Origin of the sequence: Marivita sp. (assembly GCF_022763305.1) — a bacterium.
Lineage (GTDB): Bacteria > Pseudomonadota > Alphaproteobacteria > Rhodobacterales > Rhodobacteraceae > Marivita.
This window is the reverse complement of record NZ_JALEGT010000056.1, coordinates 37,933-62,787: the sequence shown is the minus strand read 5'-3', so window position 1 is coordinate 62,787 and position 24,855 is coordinate 37,933. Positions and strand designations below refer to the sequence as shown.

General features: G+C 61.7%; 23 protein-coding genes and 1 pseudogene. 11 read left to right on the top strand and 13 right to left on the bottom strand.

What is annotated here, in order from left to right; all coding sequences use genetic code 11:
* The 6 genes and pseudogenes from MRY75_RS11950 to MRY75_RS11925 form a co-directional block, all read right to left on the bottom strand.
* Window positions 1-429 (bottom strand): annotated as a pseudogene (locus MRY75_RS11950) (TIGR01459 family HAD-type hydrolase); the annotation flags it as partial.
* Window positions 429-1,244 (bottom strand): phosphonate ABC transporter, permease protein PhnE, encoded by an 816-nt coding sequence (phnE, locus tag MRY75_RS11945; protein WP_292308068.1) that lies wholly within the window; start codon window positions 1,242-1,244, stop codon window positions 429-431. The pseudogene MRY75_RS11950 and the gene phnE (MRY75_RS11945), both read right to left, overlap by 1 nt.
* Window positions 1,244-2,059: a phosphonate ABC transporter, permease protein PhnE gene (phnE, locus tag MRY75_RS11940; RefSeq protein WP_292308066.1), complete on the bottom strand. Its 816-nt coding sequence runs from the start codon at window positions 2,057-2,059 to the stop codon at window positions 1,244-1,246. The genes phnE (MRY75_RS11945) and phnE (MRY75_RS11940) overlap by 1 nt, the downstream gene beginning before the upstream one ends.
* On the bottom strand, window positions 2,056-2,850 hold the full coding sequence (gene phnC, locus MRY75_RS11935) for a phosphonate ABC transporter ATP-binding protein (RefSeq protein WP_292308064.1): 795 nt from the start codon (window positions 2,848-2,850) through the stop codon (window positions 2,056-2,058). The genes phnE (MRY75_RS11940) and phnC overlap by 4 nt, the downstream gene beginning before the upstream one ends.
* Before the next feature lie 66 nt (window positions 2,851-2,916).
* Window positions 2,917-3,891: a phosphate/phosphite/phosphonate ABC transporter substrate-binding protein gene (gene phnD, locus MRY75_RS11930; RefSeq protein ID WP_292308062.1), complete on the bottom strand. Its 975-nt coding sequence runs from the start codon at window positions 3,889-3,891 to the stop codon at window positions 2,917-2,919.
* A 52-nt stretch (window positions 3,892-3,943) separates the two neighbouring features.
* Complete coding sequence (locus tag MRY75_RS11925) at window positions 3,944-4,759, bottom strand: DeoR/GlpR family DNA-binding transcription regulator (protein WP_292308060.1); 816 nt, start codon at window positions 4,757-4,759, stop codon at window positions 3,944-3,946.
* Window positions 4,760-5,245: 486 nt separating this feature from the next.
* On the opposite strand from MRY75_RS11925, the gene MRY75_RS11920 reads away from it, so the two are divergent.
* The 4 genes from MRY75_RS11920 to MRY75_RS11905 are packed head-to-tail and all read left to right on the top strand — an operon-like array spanning window position 5,246 to window position 10,128.
* Window positions 5,246-6,271, top strand: coding sequence for an ABC transporter substrate-binding protein (locus MRY75_RS11920; RefSeq protein WP_292308058.1), 1,026 nt, complete (start codon window positions 5,246-5,248; stop codon window positions 6,269-6,271).
* On the top strand, window positions 6,272-8,488 hold the full coding sequence (locus MRY75_RS11915; protein ID WP_366934927.1) for an iron ABC transporter permease: 2,217 nt from the start codon (window positions 6,272-6,274) through the stop codon (window positions 8,486-8,488).
* Between the two features lie 11 nt (window positions 8,489-8,499).
* Window positions 8,500-9,561 (top strand): ABC transporter ATP-binding protein, encoded by a 1,062-nt coding sequence (locus tag MRY75_RS11910; protein ID WP_292308053.1) that lies wholly within the window; start codon window positions 8,500-8,502, stop codon window positions 9,559-9,561.
* Entirely contained in the window at window positions 9,562-10,128 is a 567-nt protein-coding gene (locus MRY75_RS11905) for a histidine phosphatase family protein (protein WP_292308051.1), read from the top strand.
* Window positions 10,129-10,137: 9 nt separating this feature from the next.
* Here MRY75_RS11905 and MRY75_RS11900 read toward each other — a convergent pair whose 3' ends face one another.
* The 7 genes from MRY75_RS11900 to MRY75_RS11870 form a co-directional block, all read right to left on the bottom strand.
* Window positions 10,138-10,929, bottom strand: coding sequence for an inositol monophosphatase family protein (locus MRY75_RS11900; RefSeq protein WP_292308049.1), 792 nt, complete (start codon window positions 10,927-10,929; stop codon window positions 10,138-10,140).
* A gap of 204 nt (window positions 10,930-11,133) precedes the next feature.
* On the bottom strand, window positions 11,134-12,381 hold the full coding sequence (locus tag MRY75_RS11895; RefSeq protein WP_292308047.1) for an FAD-dependent oxidoreductase: 1,248 nt from the start codon (window positions 12,379-12,381) through the stop codon (window positions 11,134-11,136).
* Complete coding sequence (locus MRY75_RS11890; protein WP_292308045.1) at window positions 12,374-13,339, bottom strand: LysR family transcriptional regulator; 966 nt, start codon at window positions 13,337-13,339, stop codon at window positions 12,374-12,376. Before MRY75_RS11890 ends, MRY75_RS11895 begins: the two co-directional genes overlap by 8 nt.
* The gene (locus MRY75_RS11885) at window positions 13,327-14,355 is read right to left on the bottom strand and encodes an ABC transporter permease (RefSeq protein ID WP_292308044.1); all 1,029 of its coding nucleotides are present in this window, start codon (window positions 14,353-14,355) and stop codon (window positions 13,327-13,329) included. Before MRY75_RS11885 ends, MRY75_RS11890 begins: the two co-directional genes overlap by 13 nt.
* Window positions 14,352-15,143: an ABC transporter ATP-binding protein gene (locus tag MRY75_RS11880; protein WP_292308042.1), complete on the bottom strand. Its 792-nt coding sequence runs from the start codon at window positions 15,141-15,143 to the stop codon at window positions 14,352-14,354. The genes MRY75_RS11885 and MRY75_RS11880 overlap by 4 nt, the downstream gene beginning before the upstream one ends.
* Before the next feature lie 62 nt (window positions 15,144-15,205).
* Window positions 15,206-16,240, bottom strand: a complete 1,035-nt coding sequence (locus MRY75_RS11875; RefSeq protein ID WP_292308040.1) for an ABC transporter substrate-binding protein — start codon at window positions 16,238-16,240, stop codon at window positions 15,206-15,208.
* Window positions 16,241-16,743: 503 nt separating this feature from the next.
* Complete coding sequence (locus MRY75_RS11870) at window positions 16,744-17,604, bottom strand: MurR/RpiR family transcriptional regulator (protein WP_292308038.1); 861 nt, start codon at window positions 17,602-17,604, stop codon at window positions 16,744-16,746.
* Between the two features lie 286 nt (window positions 17,605-17,890).
* On the opposite strand from MRY75_RS11870, the gene MRY75_RS11865 reads away from it, so the two are divergent.
* The 7 genes from MRY75_RS11865 to MRY75_RS11835 all read left to right on the top strand — a co-directional run bounded on the left by MRY75_RS11865 (window position 17,891) and on the right by MRY75_RS11835 (window position 24,841).
* Window positions 17,891-18,862 (top strand): tripartite tricarboxylate transporter substrate binding protein, encoded by a 972-nt coding sequence (locus MRY75_RS11865; protein ID WP_292308037.1) that lies wholly within the window; start codon window positions 17,891-17,893, stop codon window positions 18,860-18,862.
* Between the two features lie 10 nt (window positions 18,863-18,872).
* Window positions 18,873-19,805 (top strand): BMP family ABC transporter substrate-binding protein, encoded by a 933-nt coding sequence (locus tag MRY75_RS11860; RefSeq protein WP_292308035.1) that lies wholly within the window; start codon window positions 18,873-18,875, stop codon window positions 19,803-19,805.
* Complete coding sequence (locus tag MRY75_RS11855; RefSeq protein ID WP_292308033.1) at window positions 19,787-20,233, top strand: tripartite tricarboxylate transporter TctB family protein; 447 nt, start codon at window positions 19,787-19,789, stop codon at window positions 20,231-20,233. The genes MRY75_RS11860 and MRY75_RS11855 overlap by 19 nt, the downstream gene beginning before the upstream one ends.
* The gene (locus MRY75_RS11850; RefSeq protein WP_292308031.1) at window positions 20,233-21,729 is read left to right on the top strand and encodes a tripartite tricarboxylate transporter permease; all 1,497 of its coding nucleotides are present in this window, start codon (window positions 20,233-20,235) and stop codon (window positions 21,727-21,729) included. Before MRY75_RS11855 ends, MRY75_RS11850 begins: the two co-directional genes overlap by 1 nt.
* 324 nt (window positions 21,730-22,053) lie before the next feature.
* Entirely contained in the window at window positions 22,054-22,767 is a 714-nt protein-coding gene (locus MRY75_RS11845) for a FadR/GntR family transcriptional regulator (RefSeq protein ID WP_292308029.1), read from the top strand.
* On the top strand, window positions 22,764-23,768 hold the full coding sequence (locus MRY75_RS11840) for an ABC transporter ATP-binding protein (protein WP_292308028.1): 1,005 nt from the start codon (window positions 22,764-22,766) through the stop codon (window positions 23,766-23,768). The genes MRY75_RS11845 and MRY75_RS11840 overlap by 4 nt, the downstream gene beginning before the upstream one ends.
* Complete coding sequence (locus MRY75_RS11835) at window positions 23,765-24,841, top strand: ABC transporter ATP-binding protein (protein WP_292308026.1); 1,077 nt, start codon at window positions 23,765-23,767, stop codon at window positions 24,839-24,841. Before MRY75_RS11840 ends, MRY75_RS11835 begins: the two co-directional genes overlap by 4 nt.
* Window positions 24,842-24,855: the final 14 nt, after the last annotated feature.

Genomic DNA, 24,855 nt, shown 5'->3' with positions numbered 1-24,855 from the left:
TCTGAGATCCTCGAGGTCGCGCAACCCCGTGCTGCGCGTTGCCATCAGCCCCCAATGAAGACCGTGACGACCATTGAGACCGGCCAGCAGGGTGGCGCGGCTGGTGATCACATCTTCAGGGTCGAAGTCGTAGCCAAGCCGGTTGTACTTTTCCATCAGCGCCATATGCGGAAATCCTGCCGCATTCGACACCACCAGCACACGCTTGCCCGCGGCCCTTAAGGTTTCGATCCGTTCCCGGGTTCCCGGAATTGCAGCGTCACCGATATTCAGCACGCCGAACGCATCGAGGAGGAAGACATCGAACTCATCGGCAATATCGGCAAGAGAGGTGGCGTGACGATATGCGATGTCATTTGACGCCACTGCTGGCAGGCGGTGGCGGACGGCTTCATAGGCTTCGAACGCCGCTTCAGGTGACAGCGCCATCAAATGATGGCCCCCCGTACCTTGGCCGATACCCATTCGCTGATGACGACCGCGGCAAGGATCACAAGCAGGATCAGACTGACCTGCGGCCAGGCCAACACATTCAGTGACGATGACAGCTGCAAGCCAATTCCACCAGCGCCGACCAACCCGAGGACGGTGGACTCGCGGATGTTGATATCCCAGCGGAAGACGGCCACCCCGGCAAAGGCGGGCATGATCTGCGGCACGATACCATAGGCCATCACCTGCCACCGCGACGCGCCGGTTGCCGTGATCGCCCCGACCTGGGCGTGGTCGATCTCTTCAATCGCCTCGTACAGCAATTTGGCGCAGAACCCGATGGACCGGATCGCAATGGCGATCACTCCCGCAAACACACCGGGGCCAATGATCGCGATCAGCAAGAGCGCCCAGATCAGCGAATTGATCGACCGGGTCGACACGATGATCAGCAGCGCGACGGGCCGGATGAACAGGGTCGATGGTGTCGTGTTGCGCGCCGCCAGGAACGCGACAGGCACTGCGAGGAAGAGAGCGATCAAAGTGCCCAAGGTTGCGATGTTCAGCGTGTCCCAGATTGGCCGGCCCAGCTGCGTGATGTATTCCCAGCGCGGTGGTGTCGCGCGGGTCCAGATGTCGGTGGCGATCCGCGGGGCATCCCAGACGAAGAACCATGTGGTGGAGTCCGAGATGATTTGCCAACACACGGCGAAGACCATGAGCCCCAAGAGCCAGCCAAACCAGCGGATCAGCCGCTGGGGCAGCGTGTGCCGACGCCAGATCTGCGCGCCGTCTTTTTCGAGCACGGGCATTACTGGACCCTCGCGCGGATGATGCCGGACAGATATTCCAACGCCATGACAATCCCGATGATCAGGATAAGAATGGCCGCTGCGGTGTCATACTCGTAGCGGTCGAATGCCGTGTTGAGCGTCGCACCGATCCCGCCAGCCCCGACCAGGCCCAGAATCGCGCTTTCGCGAAAATTGATGTCGATCCGGTACATTGACAGTCCGACAAGGCGCGGCATGACCTGAGGCTGTACGCCGTAATTGATCCACTGCATCCATCTTGCGCCCGACGCCCTGATCGCCTCGGCCTGGACCCTGTCCATCGATTCAATGTCTTCTGCCAAGAGCTTTGACAGAAATCCGATTGTTGCAAAGGACAGTGTCAGGAACCCCGCCAAGGGGCCAAAGCCGAAAATCGCAACAAGAAGGATCGCGACAATGATCTCTTGCAACGCGCGACTGATCGCAACGATGCCACGGCAAACCACATAGACTGGCAGCGGTGCGATGTTGCGCGCGGCCCCCAAGCCGATCGGGATCGAAATCAGGATGCCGACAACGGACGCGGCCACGGTCATCACGATGCTTTCCAGCAGGCCTTCCCAGATGTCTCCCGCGCGGCTGACGAAGTCGGGTTTGGTGAAGGCCAGTATGAACTGCCACCCCCGGTCCAGACCTTCGTAGACCCGCCCCCAATCGACTTCGATGGTCATGAATGCGGCAACCAAATATGCGAGGAAACCCACAATCAGGCTCCATCTCAATGCGGGATTCGTGACAAAATGCGGCTTGCGCCATTTTGTGCCCAGCATGTCGTCAAGTTCACGATGGCTCATTCCGCAGCCTCGACATCGTCTTCGTCTTCAACAGCTTCGATCGTCGCTTCCCAGTCTTCCTCACCGTAGATTTCGGTCAGTTTCTCTGGCGTGAGCGCGGCGGGGGCGCCATCGAACACGATTTCGCCAAAGCGAAGGCCAACGATGCGCGGGACGAACATTTGGGCGAGGGCCACGTCATGAATGTTGATGATGGCCGCCAACCCCCGTTCGCGGCACAGCTCGGTGATGAGGCGCATGATCTGGCGGCTGGTCTTGGGATCGAGCGATGCCGTTGGTTCGTCCACCAGCAAAAGCTTCGGATTCTGGATCAACGCCCGGCAAATGCCCACGCGCTGACGCTGACCACCCGACAGTTCGTCGGCGCGTTTGTCTGCCAAATGCAAAAGCCCGACACGGTCCAGAAGGCGAAATGCCTCGTCCACGTCGGATTGCGGATAGCGCCGCAGGAAACTGCGCCAGAAGCCGACATAGCCCAACCGACCGGAGAGCACGTTCTCCATCACGGTCAGGCGTTCGACCAAGGCGTATTCTTGAAAGATCATCCCCATCTCGCGGCGGGCGCGGCGCAGGGCACTGGAGCCAAGCTTTGTCAGGTCGGTGTCGTCCAGCAGGACCGCGCCGCCGGAGGGTTCCACCAGACGGTTGATGCAACGGATCATCGTCGACTTGCCCGCGCCGGATGGCCCGATCAGGGCCAGAACCTGACCAGCTGGAACCTCGAGATCAATCGCTTTGAGCGCTTGGTCTCCGGTCTTGTATGTTTTCGTAAGCTTTTGAAGGCGCAGCATGAAACGACCCTAGTTCGGGGTTCTTGGCAGGCCTGTGACAGGCCTGCCAATCGGAAGATCAGAGATTTATTCGCAAGCGTAGGAAACGCCGTTGGCTGCATCGATCTTGCGGATCACATCCCAGAATTCCTTGTAGGTCATCGGCAGGAACTGACCTTCGTTCGATTTCTCGAACTCGGCCTTGAGCGTGGTGCCTTCCCATTCGAAATTGAAGAACGCGTTCTTGATCTTCTCTTTCAGTTCGGGTGTCAGGTTGTGCGCCGTGCCGAACCCGGTCGTGGGGAAGGTCTGCGACTTGTAGATCGACGTCACCTGATCCGCCGAAATCACCTCGCGTTCGATCATCCGGCTCATCACCGAGTTGGCAATCGCTGCGGCGGGGTAGTCCTTGTTGGCAACACCGAGGATCGAGTTGTCATGCTTGCCCGAGAAAACCGGTTCGAAATCCTTTTCCGCTTCGAGCCCGAATTCCGCCTTCAGGATTGCCGAAGGGGCCTTGAAGCCGGAGTTGGATGTGGGTGAGGTGAACGCCAGCTGCTTGCCCTTGATGTCGGCGGGCGATGTGATGCCGGAGCCGGGATAGGTGATGATCTCCATCTCGTAACCGAAATTGCCATCTTCAGACGCCATGATCGTGAACGGGTTGAAGCCTGCGCAGTTCACGGCAAGCGGGTTGGACCCGGTGTTGAAGCCCGCGATGTGCAGACGGCCCGACCGCATCGCCTCGATCTGCGCAGCATTGTTCTGAACCGGGAAGAAGACGACTGACTTGCCGGTCTCATTCTCCAGATGTGTCAGGAAATCCGACCAGGCTTCCTTGTAGACCGCCGGGTCTTCGACCGGGGTATAGGCAAAGATGAGCGTGTCCGGGTCGACAAGGTCAGCCGGATCGGTCGGCGTATCCGCCAGCAGATCGCCGTCGACGTCGCAGAAGCGTTCGTCCAAATCGCCACGCGGACAGTCTTGGGCCGACGCGGTTGTGCCGAACGACATCAACGCAATGGCCGATGCGCTCAACAAGAGTTTGATATCCACTTTCATGTTTTCCTCCCTATGATGCGACGTTCTGCGCCGCTTTGAATTTCACTGACTCTCACGCGTTCCGGGCGACGATCACCTCGACATCTGCCTGATCCAGCGCTGCCCGAAGCCCGCCCTTGGGGGCTGCATCCACAACGATGGAGTTCAGATCTGACATGTCGCCCACATGGGCCAGTCCCTTCTGACCGAATTTGCTCGAGTCGATCAGAAGATGCCGTTTGGTCGCGCGGCTCAGCATCATGCGCTTGACCGCAGCAAAGCCGCGCACCGTTTCCGATGGTCCTTCGGCCGACAGGCCTGATGCACCGATCAAGCAGCGATCCACATTGAACCGCGCGAGAAATTCCAGCGTTTCGGTCCCGATCAGGGCAGATTCCGCCGCAAGGTATTCACCGGGACATAACAGCACTTCGGGCGCACCATGGCCGAGCGTCATCGCAACCGGGATCGAATTCGTGATCACCGTGCAATGCGTGCCGCGAAACGCGAGGGCGCGTGCCAACTGGATTGTGGTCGACCCGGAATCGATCATGACGGTTTCACCGTCCTTCACCAGTTCGGCCGCTCTGAATCCGATGCGTTCGCGTTCGTCGACCCGAGCGTTGGTGCGTTCATCGAGGCCGGGATAATGCCCCTGCGCAGGTGCCGATGCGCCGCCATGCGCCCGGGCGATCAACCCGTCAGAGGAGAGCGCATCGAGGTCACGCCGCACCGTTTCGGTAGACACGTTGAACCGGCGCGCCAGATCGCTGATCCGCACATGCGGTCGGAGCTTCAACTCCAACAGGATTTGCTGTCGACGGTCGGATTTCTTGAGCCGATCTCGGCTTTTTTCAGCACTGACGTCCAGCGTTTCCGTGTTCGACATCCATCGCCCCGACTCGAGTTCCAGACCAGTTTTGTGGTCTTTCCGGCATTTTGCAATTATTTTTGTTGCATTGGCCTCGGTGGAGTGGTCAAAATCTTCCACAGACCACCATTTTAAAGGTCCATCGACAATTATGCTTCTGCACTTCGCTGTCTCGGACAAACAGGCATGATCATCGCTGCCGCACATCCAGCCGCGGCGGCGTTGCTTGTTTTGTGGTCGAATCCGGTGATCCGAACAGGGTTGGAACTGGCGTTCGCGCCACCGGTCCCCGTCAGGCTCAAAGGGTTGGCTCGCGGAGCAATATCTGCACCAGCAGGCGGCCGACCCGATCGACGAAAAACGGCGTTCGAAGCGTCTTCGGGAACATGGTGACACGCACGAAACATTCGAAATGATCGAGGGCATGCGAAAATCCGCAAAAGTCGGGCAAGCAAAAAAGAACCGGGAAACCCGGAACAGCTGAACTCAATGGGAGGAACCAAAATGAAGAAAATCACGGCAACGGCGCTCGGGGCGATGGTCACGCTTGCGGCGACCATGTCCGCAGCGCAAGCGGAGAAACTCACGCTCTATTGCTCTGCACAGGAGGAATGGTGTCAGCTCATGGCGCGCGGTTTTGAAGACGCGACCGGCATTGACGTGAATATGACCCGCAAGTCCTCGGGCGAGACCTTTGCACAAATCCGTGCCGAAGCGTCCAACCCCAAAGGCGACGTCTGGTGGGGCGGCACCGGAGACCCGCACCTGCAAGCGGCGGAAGAAGGCTTGACGATGGAATACGTCTCCCCGATGCGGGATCAGCTGCATGATTGGGCCATTTCGCAGGCCGAAAGTGCAGGCAACCGGACCATCGGCATCTATTCCGGCGCGCTGGGCTATGGTTACAATACCGAGCTTCTGGCCGCGAACAACCTGCCGGAGCCGAGCTGCTGGAAAGACCTGCTGAAGCCCGAATACAAGGGCCATGTCCAGATGGCGAACCCGAATTCGTCCGGCACCGCGTACACCACGCTAGCATCCATGGTGCAAATCTTCGGTGAGGATGACGGCTTCGAATTCATGAAGGGCCTGCACGCCAACATCAACCAGTACACCAAATCCGGGTCAGCCCCGATCAAGGCGGCCGGTCGCGGTGAGAGCACAATCGGCATTGTCTTCATGCATGATGCCGTAGCGCAGGCCGTTGCGGGTTTCCCGATCAAGGTCGTGGCCCCCTGTGAGGGTACGGGCTACGAGATCGGCTCCATGTCGATCATCGACGGCGCTCGTAACGAGGACGAAGCCAAGAAGTTCTACGACTGGGCGCTGAGCGCCGAGGCTCAAAACCTCGCGCTTCAGGTCAACGCGTTCCAGGTTCCGTCCAACAAGGGCGCACAGACGTCGGACAGCGCGCCGGACATGTCGACGATCAAGCTGATCGACTACGATTTCAAGAAGTATGGATCGTCTGACGAGCGCAAGCGTCTGTTGCAGAAGTGGGACGAAGACGTCTCGACCCTGCCGCAGTAAGTGCGCGTCTCGACGACTGATAAGACCTCCCACCCGGTATTGATCTTCTGGATCGTCGCCGGGTGGGTCGGCTACTGCCTTCTGCCGTGGTACATGGTGGAGGGGGGGCTTTGGTCGTTCGACTGGCTGCTTGACGGCTATCCGTTCGGCGAGGATTACGCGCCTGCGGCGTTTCTGATCGGGCAGGGCGAAAAGATTTGGCTGGCACCACTTCTCATCCCGCTGGCCTTGCCGCTTCTGGTGCTGGGCCGCGTCAAGTCTGATCCGCTCTATTCCCGTGTCCTGATCCTGTCAGGGGCGTTGGGTTTCGGCTGGTTGATCGCGCAAGGATTCTCGATCGGCATTCGCGGCTTCAACTACGATTGGCTGGCTGCCGTCTTTGGCGACATCCGCCTGCGCCAGTTCGGCATGGGCTACGGCGCAATGATCTGCGCCACCGCTTTTCTGTTCCTGATGACCCAGGGCATCGCCGCGCGCGGCGCGATCAATGGCGACGTCTTCGTGGTCAGCGCAATTGGTGGCGTGATCACAATCGTCACCGCCTTCGTGTTCTTTCCCATCGCGAAAATGCTCTTTGCCGCCTTCGTCACCGAGGACGGCGCCTATTCCATTTCGGTGTTCTTTGCCAAGTTCTTTGACGACCGCCTTTGGGGACTGGGGTGCCTGTGGGGCGCACGCTGTGGCGCGGCATGGAATTCGCTTTTTCTTGCCATCATGGTTGGGTTCATCACGACCGCGCTCGGTCTGGCGTTTGCCCTCGTCGTGACCCGCTCGGGCTTTCGCTACAAGCGCGCTCTGCGCGCGTTGACGGTTCTGCCCATCATCACGCCGCCCTTTGTCATTGGCCTCGCACTGATCCTGCTGTTCGGCCTGTCTGGCACCGTGACCCAGTTCGTCGCGGACCTCTTTGGTCTGCAACCCACACGATGGCTCTACGGCATGCCCGGCGTGCTGATCGCGCAGACCCTTGCCTTTACCCCTATCGCGTTTCTAGTGCTGATCGGCGTGGTCGAAGGGGTATCCCCGTCGATGGAGGAGGCGGCGCAGACCTTGCGGGCGAACCGGTGGCAGACTTTCAGGACGGTCTCCTTGCCGCTGATGCGACCCGGTCTCGCCAATGCGTTCCTGCTGGGCTTCATCGAAAGCATGGCCGATTTCGGAAATCCTCTGGTTCTGGGCGGCAATTTCGACGTGCTCTCGACCGAGATCTTCTTCGCCATCGTCGGCGCGCAGTACGATCAGGGCCGCGCCGCCGTTCTGGCGATCGTTCTGCTGTTTTTCACTCTCTCGGCCTTCTACGCCCAGCGGATGTGGCTCGGGAAGAAAAGCTATACCACGGTCACCGGCAAGGGGGATTCCGGTGTGCATCCCTTGATGCCGAAGGGGCTGGCCATCCCGGTCATGATCGTCGCCCTTGGTTGGGCGCTGTTCACCGCTGCGGTTTATGCGATGATCGTCTATGGCAGCGTGGTCGAGTTGTGGGGCGTCAACAACTCACTCACCTTCAAGCACTACGTCACCGCGTTCTCCGTCCGGTTCGAAGAGGAAGGCATCCGCTGGACCGGCGCTGCGTGGGACAGCTTCTGGACCACCATCACCATCGCCGCGATTGCGGCCCCGCTGACGGCGGCGGTGGGTCTTGTGACGGCCTATCTGCTGACGCGTCAAAGCTTTGCTGGCAAAAACGCGTTCGAATTCGGGACAATGCTGTCCTTTGCCATCCCCGGCACCGTGATTGGCGTGAGCTACATCCTCGCTTTCAACGTCCCACCAATCGAGATCACTGGAACCGGCGTGATCCTCGTGATCAGCTTCATCTTCCGCAACATGCCGGTGGGCGTGCGAGCGGGGATCGCATCCATGTCGCAGCTGGATCGAAGCCTTGACGAGTCCTCGCTCACTTTGGGGGCAAACTCGTGGCAGACCTTCCGGCGGATCATCCTGCCGCTCCTGCGGCCCGCCATCCTTGCCGCGCTGGTCTACAGCTTCGTCCGGGCGATGACCGCGATTTCGGCGGTGATCTTCCTTGTTTCTGCCGAATATGACATGGCGACCAGCTATATCATCGGACGGGTCGAGAACAACGACTACGGCCTCGCCATTGCCTATTCCACCACGCTGATCTTCGTGATGCTGGCCGTTGTGGGCGCCATGCAGCTGATTGTCGGGCGCACCCAGATCGGGCGGCGGATGACCCAGTCGCGGACCAATGTCTAGGAGTTGCTGAGATGACCATCCAATCCAAGGCCGCACCGGTCCGCTTTGAAGGCGTCTCGAAAGTCTTCGGCAAAGATGTGCGGGCCGTCGACAACATCGACCTCCATGTCGACGCCGGAAAGCTGGTGACGCTCTTGGGCCCGTCGGGGTGTGGCAAAACCACGACGCTGCGCATGATCGCCGGGCTTGAGATGGCGACATCCGGCCGGATCATGATCGGCGACCGTGATGTGACCAAGTTACCGGCGACGGACCGGGATGTGTCGATGGTGTTTCAGTCCTACGCGCTTTTTCCGCACATGACGGTGTTGGAGAACGTCATGTACGGGCTGACCTTCTCGGGTTTCGCCAAAGACGAGGCCCGCAGCCGTGCGCTCGCGGGGCTTGAGCTGGTGGGGCTCAAGGGGTTCGATGCCCGCCTGCCGTCCGAGCTTTCCGGCGGCCAGCAGCAGCGTGTTGCCGTGGCCCGCGCGCTGGTTCTGGAACCGCAGGTGCTCTTGTTCGACGAACCGTTGTCCAACCTCGACGCCAAGCTGCGCAGACAGGTGCGCGAAGACATCCGAGCGATTCAGAAAGACCTTGGCCTGACAGTTGTCTACGTCACCCACGATCAGGAAGAGGCGCTGGCCGTATCGGATGAGATCGTCGTCATGCGCAACGCGGCCATCGCCCAGATGGGCACTCCGCGCCAGCTTTACGATGCCCCGAACGACAGGTTCGTCGCGGACTTCATCGGTGAGGCGAACCTGCTGTCCTGCGAGATCGTTTCGGTCGATGGCGAGATGGCCACCGTCGAGATCGAGGGCTATCGCCACAGTCTGCCCGCGCGCGGCCTGTCACCGGGTGCGGCAACCATAGCCGTTCGTCCCTCACGGCTGGTGATCGGCGCCGATGATGGCGTGCCGGCGACGGTTGCCAAGGCAACCTATGTCGGTGTGCGCATGGAATATACGCTGACCGGCAAATTCGGGCAGGTCTTCGCGGTGCACGACAATGTGGACACGCCACTTGACCCGGGAACCGAAGTGCGCATGGGGTTCGCGGCCAAAGGCCCTGTGCTGCTGCCCGAATGAATGCCGCGCGTTCTGATCGTTTCCCATCCTGAGGTTATCGTTGATCCCGATATCCCCGTAACCGACTGGCGATTAAGCGGGTCTGGTCGGCAAAAGGCCGAGCGTTTTGCAATGTCTGACCGGATTGCCAATGTCACGCATGTCTGGTCCAGCACTGAAACCAAGGCGCGCGAAACGGCCAGAATTATCACGCGGCCACGTGATCTGCCCATCAGCTTTGATGATCGGCTGTGCGAGAATGATCGACGTGCGACCGGTTTTCTCCCGCCCGTTCTTTTCGAGGCCGCAGCAAACGCGTTTTTTGCCGAACCCGGGGCAAGTTTCCGTGGATGGGAAACCGCCTTTGACGCGCAAGCCCGGATCGTGCAGGCGGTGCGGGACATCGCGGAACATCACGTCAGTGGAGATGTTGCCGTCGTTACGCATGGGGCTGTCGGCACTCTGCTCTATTGCCATTTGCAGGGGCTGACAATTGACCGCGCGCATGATCAACCCGGACAGGGCCACTACTGGAGTGCCGACCTCATGACCCTGCGTCCGGATCACGGGTGGATACCGATGTCCTGACCTGTGCCTTTACCGGTTCCACGCGCGGTCTGCGAACCGGACCAAGGTTTCGAACACATCCGGTGTTCCGACGACAACGCGCCCGCCGTCGCGTATCATGCCAGTCGCATCCTGCTGTTCGACCCGACCGCCTGCCTCTTCGACCATCAGCTGACCGGCCAGACAATCCCAGGCATTCATGTGCTCTTCCACATAACCAAGAAGGCGCCCAGCCGCGACATAGGCAATCGACAGCGCACCGCTTGCATTGCGGTGATACATCGCGCCCGCGTCGATCAGATCGGAAATCATCGGGATGACATGTGCTGCCTCGACACGGTTCGAATAGCCGACGGCGACTGTCCCACTGTTCAACGGCGTACCCCCTGCCACCTGCATGGACGTACCGTTCAAGGTGGCACCGGCGCCACGCAAAGCTGCGAAGGTTTCGCGAACATTCGGATCGTGAATGACACCGACCTCTGTGCGCCCTTGGGCGACACCTGCCAGTACGATGGTCCAGGCAGGAATGCCGTTCACGAAATTGGTTGTTCCGTCGATGGGGTCGATCACCCAGTCAAACCCGCTTGTTCCCAAGGTGGGCTCATGTTCTTCGCCATAAACGCCGTCGTCGGGCCATGCCTGATGCAGACGTTCGCGGATGAACGTTTCGACATTGCGGTCCGCTTCGCTGACCCAGTCCTGTCGGCCTTTCTTGTCGACGACGAGGCGGGTGCGATCCTTGAAATACGACAAGGCCAGTTGCCCGGCATCATGGCAAAGACCGATCGCGAATTCTTGTCTGTTCTCGAAGGAGGACATGGGTGTTCTTTCTTGCTGTTGGCGTCGTCGCTGTTCCGGAAAACCGAGGTCGGATGGAGCAGGTGCGCAGCGAATTGGAACCGATCATAGTCTCTCGGCAAAGGTGTGCAACGGCAGGCGCAGGAAAGAACCCGCATCTCCGAAGATCAGATCGTTCCGCCGACAGATACGCAGCGCTGACGTTCACACCGCGGAACTGCCGAACTACAGCAAAGCCCCTTGCCGCAGCAATTCTCGGCGCACCGGGGATGCATCTTCGGCATGGAGCGCTGCCGCCACACCCGCAGCATGCCCGGTGGCAAAGGCCGTGCCCATGACGCGGGCAGAAGCATAGGCGGCAGGTTCTGCGCCCAGTGTCCGCCCGGCAAGCCAAAGGTTGGCGAGACCCGCGACCTGCAACGCACCAAGCCCGATGCCATAGACACCATCCCCACCGATTTCCCGGTATTCGGTGCGGCCCGGACCGTGATGGATCTCCATCGGCCATGCCCCGAGCGCAACGGTGTCTTCGGGTCGCCTTGCGTTGGCCAATGTGACCTCGGTCAGGGGGGCACGTGTGCTCACATGCCGTGTCTCGCGTATGCCGATCTTTGGTCCGGTGGCCAGCACATAGGCGTGCTCGAACCCCGGTAATCCAGCGCGCAGGGCCGCAACTCCATTCCATGCCGCCTCGCGCCCATCACGCTCGGCCTGCGCAAGGTCGCTGCCATCCAGCCCGTTGGTCTCGACGTCGATCGACAGCCACCAGAGGTCCGTGCTGCCCGGCAAGGTGGTCAGAAACCCGCCATCAGCCCGGATCGTGGCCCGGCCAAAGCGGCGCTCGATCCCCTGTAGCGCCGCCACGCGGGCCGCCTTGTCCAATGTCGCGCCATCGGTCACGCCGCCGATCCGCACCGGGTAGGAGGCTGGTTGCACGTGGCCCGCGTCATGCAAGGCGCAGGTCGTCACCCCCGCCAAAGCCGCCAATGCGGCATCGCCGGACGCGTCGACGAAGGCGTTGGCCGAGACATCCCGCAGGCCGCGTGGATCGGACAAGCGGAGCGCCTCGATCCTGCCGCCGTGACGGACAACACCGACAACCTGTGTGTGCAAGGCCAGTGCTGCGCCACTGTCGGCCACGGTGCGGTCCAGCGCGATCTTGGTCGCTTCGGGATTCAGACGGATGTTCCAGTTTCCTGTGCCGGAATAATAGGGCGCGACGTCGATCCCCAGTCGGTCAAGATGAGTCAGCGCCTGCCGTCCCACCCCGGCAACGACCGCTTGCGGCACCGTGGCGGGACGCTGAGGGAAGAAGCCGCACCAGGCCAGCACCTGAGACAGCGTCGCCGCGCCGCCAAGAAACCCGTGCCCCTCGACCAGCATCACGTGCGCGCCGGTCTGCGCTGCGCCGACAGCAGCGGCCACACCGGCGCTGCCACCGCCCGCGACGATCACGTCATACTGTTCAGTCATCGCAGCTCTCCGGGACCAGGGTCAATTCCGGGTACAAGCTGACGGCGTTGATCAGCGCATCGCCAAAGGTCTGCACAAAGCGCGAGCCGGGACGCTCACCGTTCCAGTACAGCCGCGCGGTGAAGGATGGCGCGTCTTGCAAGGCACGAAGCACCAGACCTTCGGGCAGATCTCCCGCCGTGGTGAAGCCGTCCAGCAAGGCAACACCCACGCCCTGCCGGGCCAGCGCGATCCCGGCATCGGCAAACCGAATGAAGGCAACGACGCGCGGGGGCGGGTGGCCGTCAAGAAACTGCGCAGTGGCGGCGTAATGCGGCCCGTCATGTTCGAATCCGATCACGTCAACCCCTGCAAGATCTTCGGGCCGCAACAGATCGTGCGCCGCCAGAGGGTGATCCACGCTCATCGCAGCGACCAACGGTGCGCGCGCAATGCACCTGCTCACCAGCAGCGGATGATCCAGTGTGGCCAGAGACACGAGGCATTCGCCCTTGCCGCTGAGCAGGTAATCGACGTGCTGCATGCGCGGCAGAGCATCCAGAAAGACCTTCAACTCGGGTTGGTGCGCCGTCATGACGCGAATGGCATGGGGCACCAGCTGTCGACCGACACTCTGGGTGTGGGCAAAGCGAAACAGACTGGTCTGGCCCTCGATCACATGCGACAGCGACCCGGTGAGCGCACGCATCTGGGTAATGATCGGATCGACCTCGTCGAACAGGCGTTTGGCTTCTTCGCTGGGCAGCAGGCGTTTGCGATGGCGATGGAACAGCGACAGACCAAGCTGATCCTCCAACCGCTGGAGGCTGCGGCTCAGCGAGGGCTGGGACACGTTCAGCAGGCGCGAGGCGGCATTGATGGACCCGGTCGACATGATGGCGTGGAAGATTTCCAATTGGCGGAACACCAGCCCCGAGGTCTCGGTCCGCCCGAGGCCACCGGGGGTCATTTCTTCCATGGCATCAACCGCCGTTGCAGCCAGTGCAGAAGGCCCGTCAGCGTCACGCCAAGGATCATCACCACAACAAGGCCTGCATACATCTTCTCGGGGACAAGAACCTCCCAGTAGTAGAAGGTCATGTAGCCAACGCCCTGTTTGGCGCGCAGGAACTCGACCGAGATGATGACGATCATCGCCGTCCCGAGCGCGATGCGCAGGCCGGCAAAGATCACCGGCATGGCACCGGGCAGGATCACGTGGCGCAGCATCTGTAGCGGGCTTGCCCCGTAGTTGCGCCCGGCCATGAGGTAGACCGGGTCGATGTTGCGCACACCCGTCATGGTGTTGATCGTCATCAGGATGAAGACCGACAAAGCGACGACGACAATCTTGGGGCCTTCACCGAACGGGTCGGCGAACATCAGCATGACCACTGGAAATATCGCGATCTTGGGCAGCACGTAGATTGCGGCAAGCGTCGTATCCAGCATCAGCCGCACGGTCTGGTTCAGACCCATGACAACGCCCAGCAAGATGCCCGGGATCGCACCCAGCAGGAACCCGGCGAACACCCGGCCGAGCGTTGCCAGAAGGTGGCTTTCGGACAGCAGCGTCCCCACAGCGGCAAATCCGCCGTTGGCATATTCCTGCGGGATCAGCCATGGACGCCCGAGCAGGCTCGTTTCCGAGAACCGGTCGTAGTTGACGCTGACGTCCCATAACGCCGTTCCGATAGCCGAAGGCGGCGGGAACCAGATCGGTGAGATCAGTTCCATCGCGCCCGCCATTTCCCAGACAGACAAAAGCAGCACCGGAAACCCCAGCGCCAGCGTGCGCTCATAGGTCTGGCGTGCACGCACAGGGACGTGGCGTCCGATCCGCTCGGAGATCAGGATCAGAAGGACAAAGCTGAAGCCGATGGCAGGCCAGGCCCAGCTGCGCCAGAGCCCTGTCAGGATCAGCACGACATGCAAGGCAACGGCGACCAGAAGGAAGACAAGGATTGCGCGACGGTCCTGTTGAAGCGGGGTCATTGCTGCATCTCCATGGCGCGGGTCACCTCGGCGCTGAGCCGATCCCAGATCGCGGCGCGGTATTCGGCGAATGCGGGCTGGTTCATCGTGTGAATGCTGCGTGGGCGCGGCAGGTCGATCTGGTAGATGTCCAAAATCCGCCCGGGCTGCGCGCTCATCAGCACGACACGATCGCCGAGCAGAACCGCTTCGTCGAGGCTATGGGTGATGTAAACCACAGTTTTCCGCGTCTCTTCCCAGATGCGCAGAAGCTCCTCTTGCAGGACGACCCGGGTCTGCGCATCGAGCGCACCCAGAGGTTCGTCCATCAGCAGCACCTCGGGGTCGTTGGCCAGTGCGCGGATAATGCTCACACGTTGCTTCATGCCCCCGGAAATCTGATGGGGGTAATGCTCGGCGAATTTTGCAAGACCGACGCGATCCAACCAGCCGCGGGCGACGTCGAGCCGTTCACGTTCGGACACGCCGCGCATCTGCAGACCAAAGGCCACGTTCTGGATCACGGTTTTCCACGGGAAGATCGCATATTCCTGAAAGACGACGGAGTTCAGGGGTTTCCTGGGATCTGCCCCGGGACGAATGGTCAATTGTCCGCTGGAGACGTCCTCGAGCCCCGCCAGCATCCTCAGGAAAGTGGACTTGCCGCAGCCGGACGGCCCGACAATGGCAAGAAATTCCCCGTCCGCCACGCTCAGCGTGAAGTCGTCCACCGCGGTCATCTGGCCTGATGCCGTCTGGTAGACCTTGGTCACGTTGCGCGCGCAAATCTTCGGGTCCGATGAGGCCACGTCCCTGTCACCTTGATCGTTCATGGGGAAAGAAGGGGCGCGTTGCAGCGCCCCTGATGGGCTTACTTGCCCAAAGCCTTGCGGGCCGCTTCGGTAAACCGCTCGTCGATGACGTTCGACAGATCGAGCGGGTCGGTATATTCCGTCCGGCCGTTTTCGCGGTGGGTCTTTTCGATATCGGCCAGACCGGCCACCGGGATCTTCATTTCAGGGTCGTAAATGACCGGGCGACCAGCCCGAAGTGCCTCTTCGGTCGAGTTGGTGTAGGTCATGTACGCTTCGATGTTCTCGGGCGCGAGGTAATCCTCGCCTTGCATCAGCGCGGCGGCCTCGGTCAGCGCCAGAACAAAGCGTTCGGCCACTTCCGGACGGTCATTCACCAATTTGCCCGAACCGACAAAAGCCACGGTCATCAGACCCGGGGTCAAGTCCGTTTCAAGCACTCCGGCATTGCCCGCCGCAAGAATCTGATCGGCAAAAGGCGAACCCGCGATGGCCGCATCGACCGCGCCGTTCTCGAAAGACAGGGGCATATCGGGGTTGGCGACGTTCATCGGCTCGATATCGCGAATGGTCAGCCTGCCGCGCTCCAGCGCCTTGGCCAGCAGGTATTCGCCACCTGACCCCGGGCCGCCGGCCACGGCAACGCGGCGACCATTCAGATCGGCAACGGACGTGACCGTGCCATCCTCCGCCAGCGCCTTGCGCACCAAGAGCTTGGTCGGGCTGTCTTCCATTGGTTCCAAGGCACCGGGGGCGATGATGCGAATGTCGAGGCCTTTGTTCCAGCCGGACCAGAGCGACGTAACGATGGCGATCCCACCGACATCGACTGTTCCCTGTGTCAGAAAGGCAATCGCCTCGGTGCCGGACTTCACCCGCTCCAGATCGACGTTCAAGCCGTGTTTGTCGAACAGGCCACGGTGTTCCGCCACGTACATTGTGGCGAATTTCATGATCGGCACATAGGCGACCTTGACGTCCTGCGGCGGATCAAGCGGCGCCATCGCCGTGTCCTGCGCCTCCGCGGCCCCCGCCGCGAGCCCGGCGAGAACCAATGCGCCGCTGCGCGCATAGCTCTTGAGTGTCTTCAACATTGTCTCTCTCCCTTGCGAACCTGACCCTCTCCTCAGGGATCAGTTTTTTCATTTGTCCGTTCCTGCTCCAAAAGCACGCCGGCGGCTCCGGATCATCCTGCGACATCAGAAACACTGACGCATCCTCAATCGCTCGAGCCGACCACCTCTGGAATGTGCGACGAGCCAAATTTCACGTAGCAACGTTCACTTAACACGAATACGGCTAACTTGCAGACTTGTCATGCCCGAAAGGCATAAGATGCCAGAGTCCGAACAGGAACCGATGGTGTCGAACATGACTGATGCGCGATGCTGGGCTTAAAGATGTGATCGCTGGTCGACGGCATTTATGCCCGAGCGCTTCGAGATGTTGGTCTTCGGTACCCGCGACAAACTTCAAATGACACGCAACGGTAAGGAGCCTTGGCCGGATCAGAGTCCGAATGAAGATGTCACACCATACAAGGACGAGTCAGGTGCGCACGTTCTCCCAGCGACACCTTGAAGGCCGCCATCCACAGTCAGTCGTATTCGCCCAAGCGTTCGTTCAGTTCGTCAACGCGTCGAAGGCGCTTGCGGCCTTCGGCTCCCGACTTCAGGGTCGTGCGGACCACGATCTGATGGCACAGGGCCAGCACGGCGGCGTGGTTGAACTGTGGGGTTGCGGTGCTGATCCGGCAGCGGAAGTGCCAATCGAGGCCGGGATCAAACGCCATACTGTCATCCGAGATCACCGCCCGCGCCGATCCGATGGTCGCGATTTCGCGCAGGAGCGCCTCGAGGCCGCTCATCCGGCGGCGCAGGGCCACGACGAGAACGAGATCATCGGGGGACATCGCCGCAAGATGCTCGCCCATGGATTCGCCGTCTTTGGGGAGGACGGCAGCGTCTGGAACCACCTTGACCAATTGCCAGCGCAGATAGGTTGCAAACGAGTGGCTGATGCGATGGCCGACGATCCAGACTTTCCGGGAATCGAGGATCCGTTCAGCCAGCCTGTCGAGGTCATCGGGCGCGATCCGTTGGAAGGTCCAGGCGAGGTTGTCCATCTCCTCTCGCATGCCAAAGCCCAGAACGTCCTCGATGGCGCCGGGTTCGCCGTGGCCGATATAGAGCCGCGAGCCGGAGCTGGCTTCATCCCGCACAGCGCGGCGCGCGGCGTCATAGCTGTCGTAGCCGATCTTGCGGATGAACCGCGACACGGTGGCCTTGGAGACATCGGACAGCCGCGCCAGTTCCTGCGCGTCATAGCTTGCCATGTCGCCGGGAAAGTCCAGAAGGAAAGTCCCCAGACGTCGTTCGGCCGGTTGCAATTCTGCCAGCGCGGTCCGGATGCGATCAAGAAAGCGCGGCGGCGCGTCGTTCTGTAACTGAGATTTCATGGCGTCAGTTTGCTGATAATCGACGGAGTGGCAACTGCAGATGCCCGGGTGATCCGGGTCAAAATCCAGCACGATTCGCGCATTCCAATCGAAAATCTGCGCTGGGAACCCGAGTTTCAGAACTTTTCGGGTGTGAATTCTGTGCAGGTCTTCACCCAGTTGCTGAATTTGTGATCGAAACCATGATTTCTGTTTTGTCTATTTTGGAAACCATGGTTCCATGATCCGCAGTCGGATGCAGGATGGGTGTGACGCTTTTTTGATGCCTCATGGAAGGAAGACGATGATGACCACCAGACGACATTTCTTCACGTTGCTGGCCTCCGTATCGGCCGTGGCAACGCTCGGCACGGCACCTGCAGCACAGGCGGCTTGGCCGGAAAAACCCGTTCGGATTCTCGTGTCCTTTCCGCCGGGTGGATCCAGCGACCTCGTGGCACGTCTTCTTGCTGAAAAACTGTCCGCCGATCTGGGTCAACAATTTGTCGTTGAAAACAAACCCGGAGCGGCGGGCACGGTGGCCGCGGGCGCGCTGCAAGAGGCGGAGCCGGATGGGTATACCTTCATGTTGTCGAACCTGACGCCGTTCAGCGTGGCACCCACCCAGTTCCCGGACACGCCTTATGACCCGGTCGCGGATTTCGATCACATCACCTATGTCGGCACGGTTCATCTTGGGCTGTTCGCGGCGCCCAGCCTTGAGACAACCGATTTTGCCACATTCCTTGACAAGGCCAAGGCCGATCCGGGCAGCATCGACTACGGAAGCTCTGGTGTCGGCTCCTGGGGGCACATCATTGCGGAGCAGTTCAATCGCGAAACCGAAGCCGGTCTGTTTCACATCCCTTACAAAGGCTCTGGCCCGATGCGGCTCGATTTCCTTGCGGGTGTTGTTCCGGTGATCTTCGACGCCGTGCCTCAGAACCTGCCGGCGGTTCAGGATGGTACGGCCATTCCACTCGCCGTCTCTTCGACGTCGCGGCTGCCGACATTGCCGGACACGCCGACCTTTACAGAGCTTGGTTATGACATCGTGGCCGAGAACTGGCTGGGTGTGAGCGCGCCGGCCGGTGTGCCGGACGAGATCAAGGCGACGCTTGATGCGGCGCTGCAAAACGCGATGTCCGATGCGGATGTGCTGGCGCAGTTCGACACATGGGGATTGGTGCGAGAACCGAAGACAAGCGCCGAGTTCGAGAGCTTTGTCGCAGAGCAATTCGAAGCCTGGAAGCCGCTGGTCACAGCGATTTCGAACTGAGGAAAGCAGAATGCGGATCACTGTCTTCTTTGTGGGCGAAGTTCACGATGACGGCTTCAATGCCAGTGCGCTCGATGGGGCCTTGCGGGCGAGGGATGCCGGGCTGGCCGAGATCAGCGTGATCGACGGTGTGCCCTACAAGGAAGACGTGATCCGCACTCGACTGGGTCAGGTGATCGACAGGTGTGATGGGCTCGTCTTCATCGGTGGGCAAGGCAATGTCGCGACGCCGGAAATTGCGGCGATGCACCCGGACAAGCGTTTTGCCATCGTTCAGGGGCACCAGACAGGTCCGAACCTTGCGAGCTATGATGTTCTGCAAGAGGAGACCGCCTTTCTGGCCGGCGCCTTGGCAGCGCTGATCACGAAAACCCGCATCGTGGGGCATCTGTCCGGACACAGGGTGCGCCCTGGTTTGAAGGGGCGCGCGGCCTTTGCGGCGGGTGTCTCCTACATTGACCCGGAGATCACTCTGCTCACCGGATTCTGTGGCACGCAGGATGACAATGCGGTGTCCCGTGCATGGGCCGAGGCGGAAATCGAGGCCGGGGTGGATGTGATGTTCACCATGTTGAACGCGGCGCGCTCGGGGGCGATTGAAGCCTGCCGGGCCGGTGGCGCACTTCAGGTGGGCAACGCGCTTGACTGGGTGGCGCGGGACCCGGACGTGTTCGTCGCCTCTGCAATGGCGCGGATCGACCTGGGTGTCGAACAGGCGATCAAGGACATGGTCGCCGGACATGTCCCGCCACAGGTGGTCGAGCTTGGCCTTGCAGATGGCGAATATGGTCACTTGGCCATGGGCGCAGAGGTTCCGGCGGATGTGAAGGCGCGGATCGATCAGATTGCGATGCTGATCCGCAATAGACAGATCGACATCCCGGACGACTATAAAGGACCAGAGTTCCAACCGGCGACCGGACCATGCATCGCGACCGCCTGATCTCTCAGATCGGACCGGCGCTCATGCTGCTGGTGGGCCTCGGGTTTGTCTTCGGCTCGGTCACAACGCTCGAGCTTGGCTCGGCGCGGAGGATGGGGCCGGGCGCGTTTCCTGCGATCGTCGGAGCGTTGCTGTCGGTGTTGGCGCTGATCACGCTGGTCCGCAATCTCCGCTATCCCATGGGCTGGGACCGGCCAGACCCGATTTCCGTCTTCGCGGTGGCCGGGGGCGTCGCAGCCTTTGCCTTTCTGACGCCGCTGCTGGGTGTCCTGCCCGCCGTCATCGTGTCGGTGCTGACGACCGCGTCGGCTGTGCCTCAGTTCCGCTGGCCGGGTCGGGTCGTTCTGGCATTCTGTGTCGCAGGCGCGGTCTGGCTGGTCTTTGTCAAGGGTCTGGGCATCCCGCTGCCCACGATCCGGGGGCTGTGATGGAACTGTTGTCCAACCTCGCTCTTGGCTTTGCGACGGCGGCCACGGTCTACAACCTGACCTACTGTTTCGTCGGCGTTTTTCTGGGCACGTTCATCGGCGTGCTGCCGGGGGTTGGTCCCCTGGCGGCGGTTGCGATGCTGTTGCCGGTGTCGTTCTACCTGCCGCCCGAAACCGCTCTCGTGATGCTGGCGGGCGTCTACTACGGCGCGGAATACGGCGGTTCGATCGCGTCGATCCTTCTGAACATTCCCGGCACGCCGTCAGCTTCGGTGACCTGCCTTGACGGCTACCCGATGGCGCGGGACGGACGGGCAGGGGTCGCGCTCTTCTCGACCGCGATTGCATCGTTCTTCGGAGCCATTTTCGGCGTCGTCGTGATGGTCCTCCTGTCGCCAGCGCTGGCGGAATTCGCGCTGCTCTTTGGACCAGCCGAGTATTTTGCCGTCATGGTCCTCGGACTGGTCGCCGCGTCCGTCGTCAGCACGTCCGGTGCAATGCGCGGTGTGATGATGGTGTGTCTGGGCATCCTGCTGGGCACTGTCGGTGTCGACATCAATTCCGGCGAAACGCGATTTGTCGTGGGCATGCCGGAGTTGCGCGACGGGGTCAGTCTTGTCGTGGTGGCCATGGGCCTCTTCGGGATATCCGAAGTCATGGTCTCCGCACGCGGCGCGACCCGGTCCTACGCGACCGAGCGCATCTCCATGAGCAATTTCTTCCCGACGCGGTCGGAATGGCTCCGCAGCATCGGTCCCGCCCTGCGTGGATCAAGCGTCGGGTCGTTCTTCGGCACGTTGCCGGGCACCGGGCAGACGGTGGCGTCCTTCGTTGGCTACGCCCTGGAGAAACGGATCTCGCCCCGGGGAGACAAGTTCGGAACGGGACAGATCGAAGGTGTGGTCGTCCCGGAATCCGCCAACAACGCCGCTGCGCAGACCGCGTTCATCCCGACGCTGACGCTGGGGATTCCCGGATCGACGACGATGGCGCTCATGCTGGGGGCCTTGATGATCCACGGCATCACACCCGGACCGCGTCTCATTTCCGAACACCCGGAGCTCTTCTGGGGCCTGATCGTCAGCTTTCTGTTCGGCAACCTGTTCCTGCTCGTGCTCAACATCCCGCTGATCGGTCTTTGGGTCCGCTTGCTGAGGGTGCCGCACTATTTCCTCTACCCGACCGTCGTGGTGCTGATCTGCGTTGGGGTCTACAGCATCGACAACTCGATATTCGACATCTGGATGACGCTTGCTTTCGGCGTGCTGGGCTATGTGCTGCGTCTCTTCCGGTTCGAACCTGCGCCGCTTCTCATAGGGTTCGTTCTTGGGCCGATGATGGAAGAATTCTTCCGCCGCGCGATGCTTCTGTCGCGCGGTGACCCGATGGTCTTCCTCGAACGTCCGGGCAGTGCCGCGCTCTTGGGCGTTGCGGGGCTCTTGCTCGTCGCCACGGCGATCCCGCGCCGTTACATGCCGTGGTCTCGCTCTGCCTGAGTCGCGGACGGAACCCTTGGCCTGATCCTTCACCCCGCGGCACGCGGGAGCCTTTGCAGTTCGGTTACAGACTGAGGCGATCCTCGCGGCAAGTGCACAACCGTCAGTTACCTCGGCTCCCGGGCGGTCATCTTGGCTTGGGGATCGGCTGTATATTTGGGCACAGGATTTCTGCAGTAATCACATGGGCTTGCGGGGTCTCTGGATGTTTTTTTGAGCAGTAGCCGGGACGTTGATCATCGAAAAGTGAGGTCGAGGATTGACAGGTACACAAAACCAATAAACGATTGGTTACATCCAATCTATAATTCCTCCGGGGGTGGGATGCTGCACAATCGTCCAAAAGACCTGCAGGAAACGTCCGAAGCCAGCCGTGTGCTTCAGGCAATCCGGCAGATCGTCAGCGAGGGGCGTCTTCCCTCGGACGGACGGTTGCCGACGGAGCGTCACCTCGCCGCCGAGCTTGAGGCAGGGCGTGCCTCTGTGCGCCGGGCGCTCGACACGCTCGAGGCGGAGGGTCTGATCTGGCGGAGGCAGGGCAAGGGGACATTTGCTGGCCAACCGCCCGATCCGACCGAGGAACTGGCCGCGCAGATCGCATCCGATGTCGACCCGCTGTCTGCAATGGAGGCTCGGTTGTGCATCGAACCGGCGCTGGCGGACCTGTGCGCGCGCCGCGCCACCGCAGATGATGTTGCCCGGCTGCGCAAGCTTGCCGAACGGACACATGACGCGGACGACTCCGACTCCGCCGAACTTTGGGACGGAGCGCTGCACCGCGCCATCGCGCGGATCGCAGGCAACCGGCTGATGCTGACGGCCTTCACGCTGATCGACGAAGTGCGCATGGGGGACGACTGGCAGGAAAAGCGCCACCGCGCCCGCACGCCGGAAACCCGGGCGTTCTACGATGCCCAGCACCAGAAGATCATCGACGCGATTGATGCGCGCGATGGAACTGCAGCTGCGGGCGCGATGCGCGAGCATCTCGAGACCCTGTTCGACAACCTGCGCAAGTCGATGGAGGGGCGGACGTGACCGGGCAGGGGCCGCTCTTGCAGGTGGACGGGCTGACGATCCGCGTCGGCAATGCGCCGCAACCGCTGGTCGATGGGGTGAGCTTTGCGCTGAACCCTGGCGAGACCCTGTGCATCGTGGGTGAATCCGGCTGTGGCAAGAGCCTGACCGCGCTGGCGCTGATGGGGCTGCTGGAGGGCACACCGCTTAAAATCGAGGGCGGCACGGCACGGTTTCAGGCGGCCGACCTGTTATCGGCCCCAAGCGAGACGTTGCGCGCCCTGCGGGGCGACCGCATCGCGATGATCTTTCAGGAACCGATGACCTCGCTCAACCCGGCGCTGCGGATCGGTGACCAGATCGCCGAGGCGGTCTGCGAACATCGCGGCGTGTCGCGCGAAGAGGGGCGTGCGCGGGCGCTGGAGATGCTGGAACGGGTGCGCATCCCGGCGGCGGCGAAACGGCTGGACGAGTATCCGCACCAGCTGTCGGGCGGCATGCGGCAGCGCGTGATGATCGCGATGGCGCTGGCCAATGACCCGGCGCTGCTGGTCGCGGATGAACCGACCACCGCGCTCGACGTGACGATCCAGGCGCAGATCCTCGACCTGATGCGCAATCTCGGGCAGGAGACCGGGGCGGCGATGATCATGATCACCCATGATCTGGGTGTGGTGGCAGAAATGGCCGATGCCGTCGCGGTGATGTATGCCGGGCGCATCGTCGAAGCGGGAAGCACCGCGCAGGTCTTCGATGATCCGCAGCATCCTTATACGTTGGGCCTGATGTCCTCCATGCCGTCGCTGACCGGACGGGCCGAGCGGTTGGTCACCATTCCCGGAACAGTCCCCGGTGCGCTGGACATGCCGGTTGGCTGTCGCTTTGCCGCGCGCTGTCCATTTGCTACCGAGGCCTGCGCCAAGGCCCCGCCGCTGACGGATCTGGGCGGCGGGCATCGCGTGGCCTGCTGGCATGCGCCGCTCGAGGCGGCAGACCCTGTGCCCGCGCAGGTGTCGGCATGAGCGCGATCCTGACAGCGCGCGGGCTGACCCGTCGTTTCGTGACGAAGAAGCCGCTCTTTGGCGCGCCAACGGTTGTGCAGGCGGTCAACGGCGTCGATCTCGACATCGAAGAGGGTGAGACCTTTGCCATCGTGGGGGAATCCGGCTGTGGCAAGTCCACGCTGGCGCGGCTCTTGTCGCATCTGATCGCGCCGTCCGAGGGCAGCGTGACCTATGATGGGCGGGACATCTCGGCGCTGAGTGCCGCCGAATTGCGGGCGCTGCGCCAGCACATGCAGTTCATCTTTCAGGACCCGTTCTCCTCGCTCAATCCGCGGATGACGGTGGGGGCGCTGATCGGCGAGCCGCTGCGCATTCACGGCATCGGCACCGCCGCGGAACAGCGCGCCAAGGTGGCCGATCTCTTGCGCAAGGTCGGTTTGCGCCCCGAACATGCTGACCGCTATCCGCACGAATTCTCGGGCGGGCAGCGCCAGCGCATCGGCATTGCCCGCGCGCTCGCAACCGGGCCGAAGATCGTGATCGGGGATGAGCCTGTGTCGGCGCTCGACGTGTCGATCCAGGCGCAGGTGATCAACATCCTCGAGGACCTCAAGGCCGAATTCGGGCTGACCCTGATCATCATCGCGCATGACCTTGCCGTGATCCGCCACATCGCGGACCGGGTGGCGGTGATGTATCTGGGCGAGATCGTCGAACTGGCCCCGGCGGCAGAGCTGTTCGCAGAGCCCAAGCACCCCTATACCGAGGCGCTGTTGTCGGCGATCCCGATCCCCTCCACCGGCGCGCGGCGCTTGCGGACGACGCTGGAGGGCGACCCACCCAACCCCATCGCGCCGCCGCCCGGCTGCAAGTTCCACACCCGCTGTCCGCATGCGCAGGACCGGTGCCGCACGGAACGCCCCGCGTTGCGGGACACCGCCACACATCACGGCGTCGCCTGCCATTTCGCCGAAACCCTGTCGCTGCAGGGGATCGAGTCCACCGAAAAACCACGGGCGGCCGCCGCTGAAGCGCGGTTCGCCCGCTACAGCGCGGCGCGCGCGGCCATGGAGGATGCGGCCAAAGGATGACCACGACGACATAC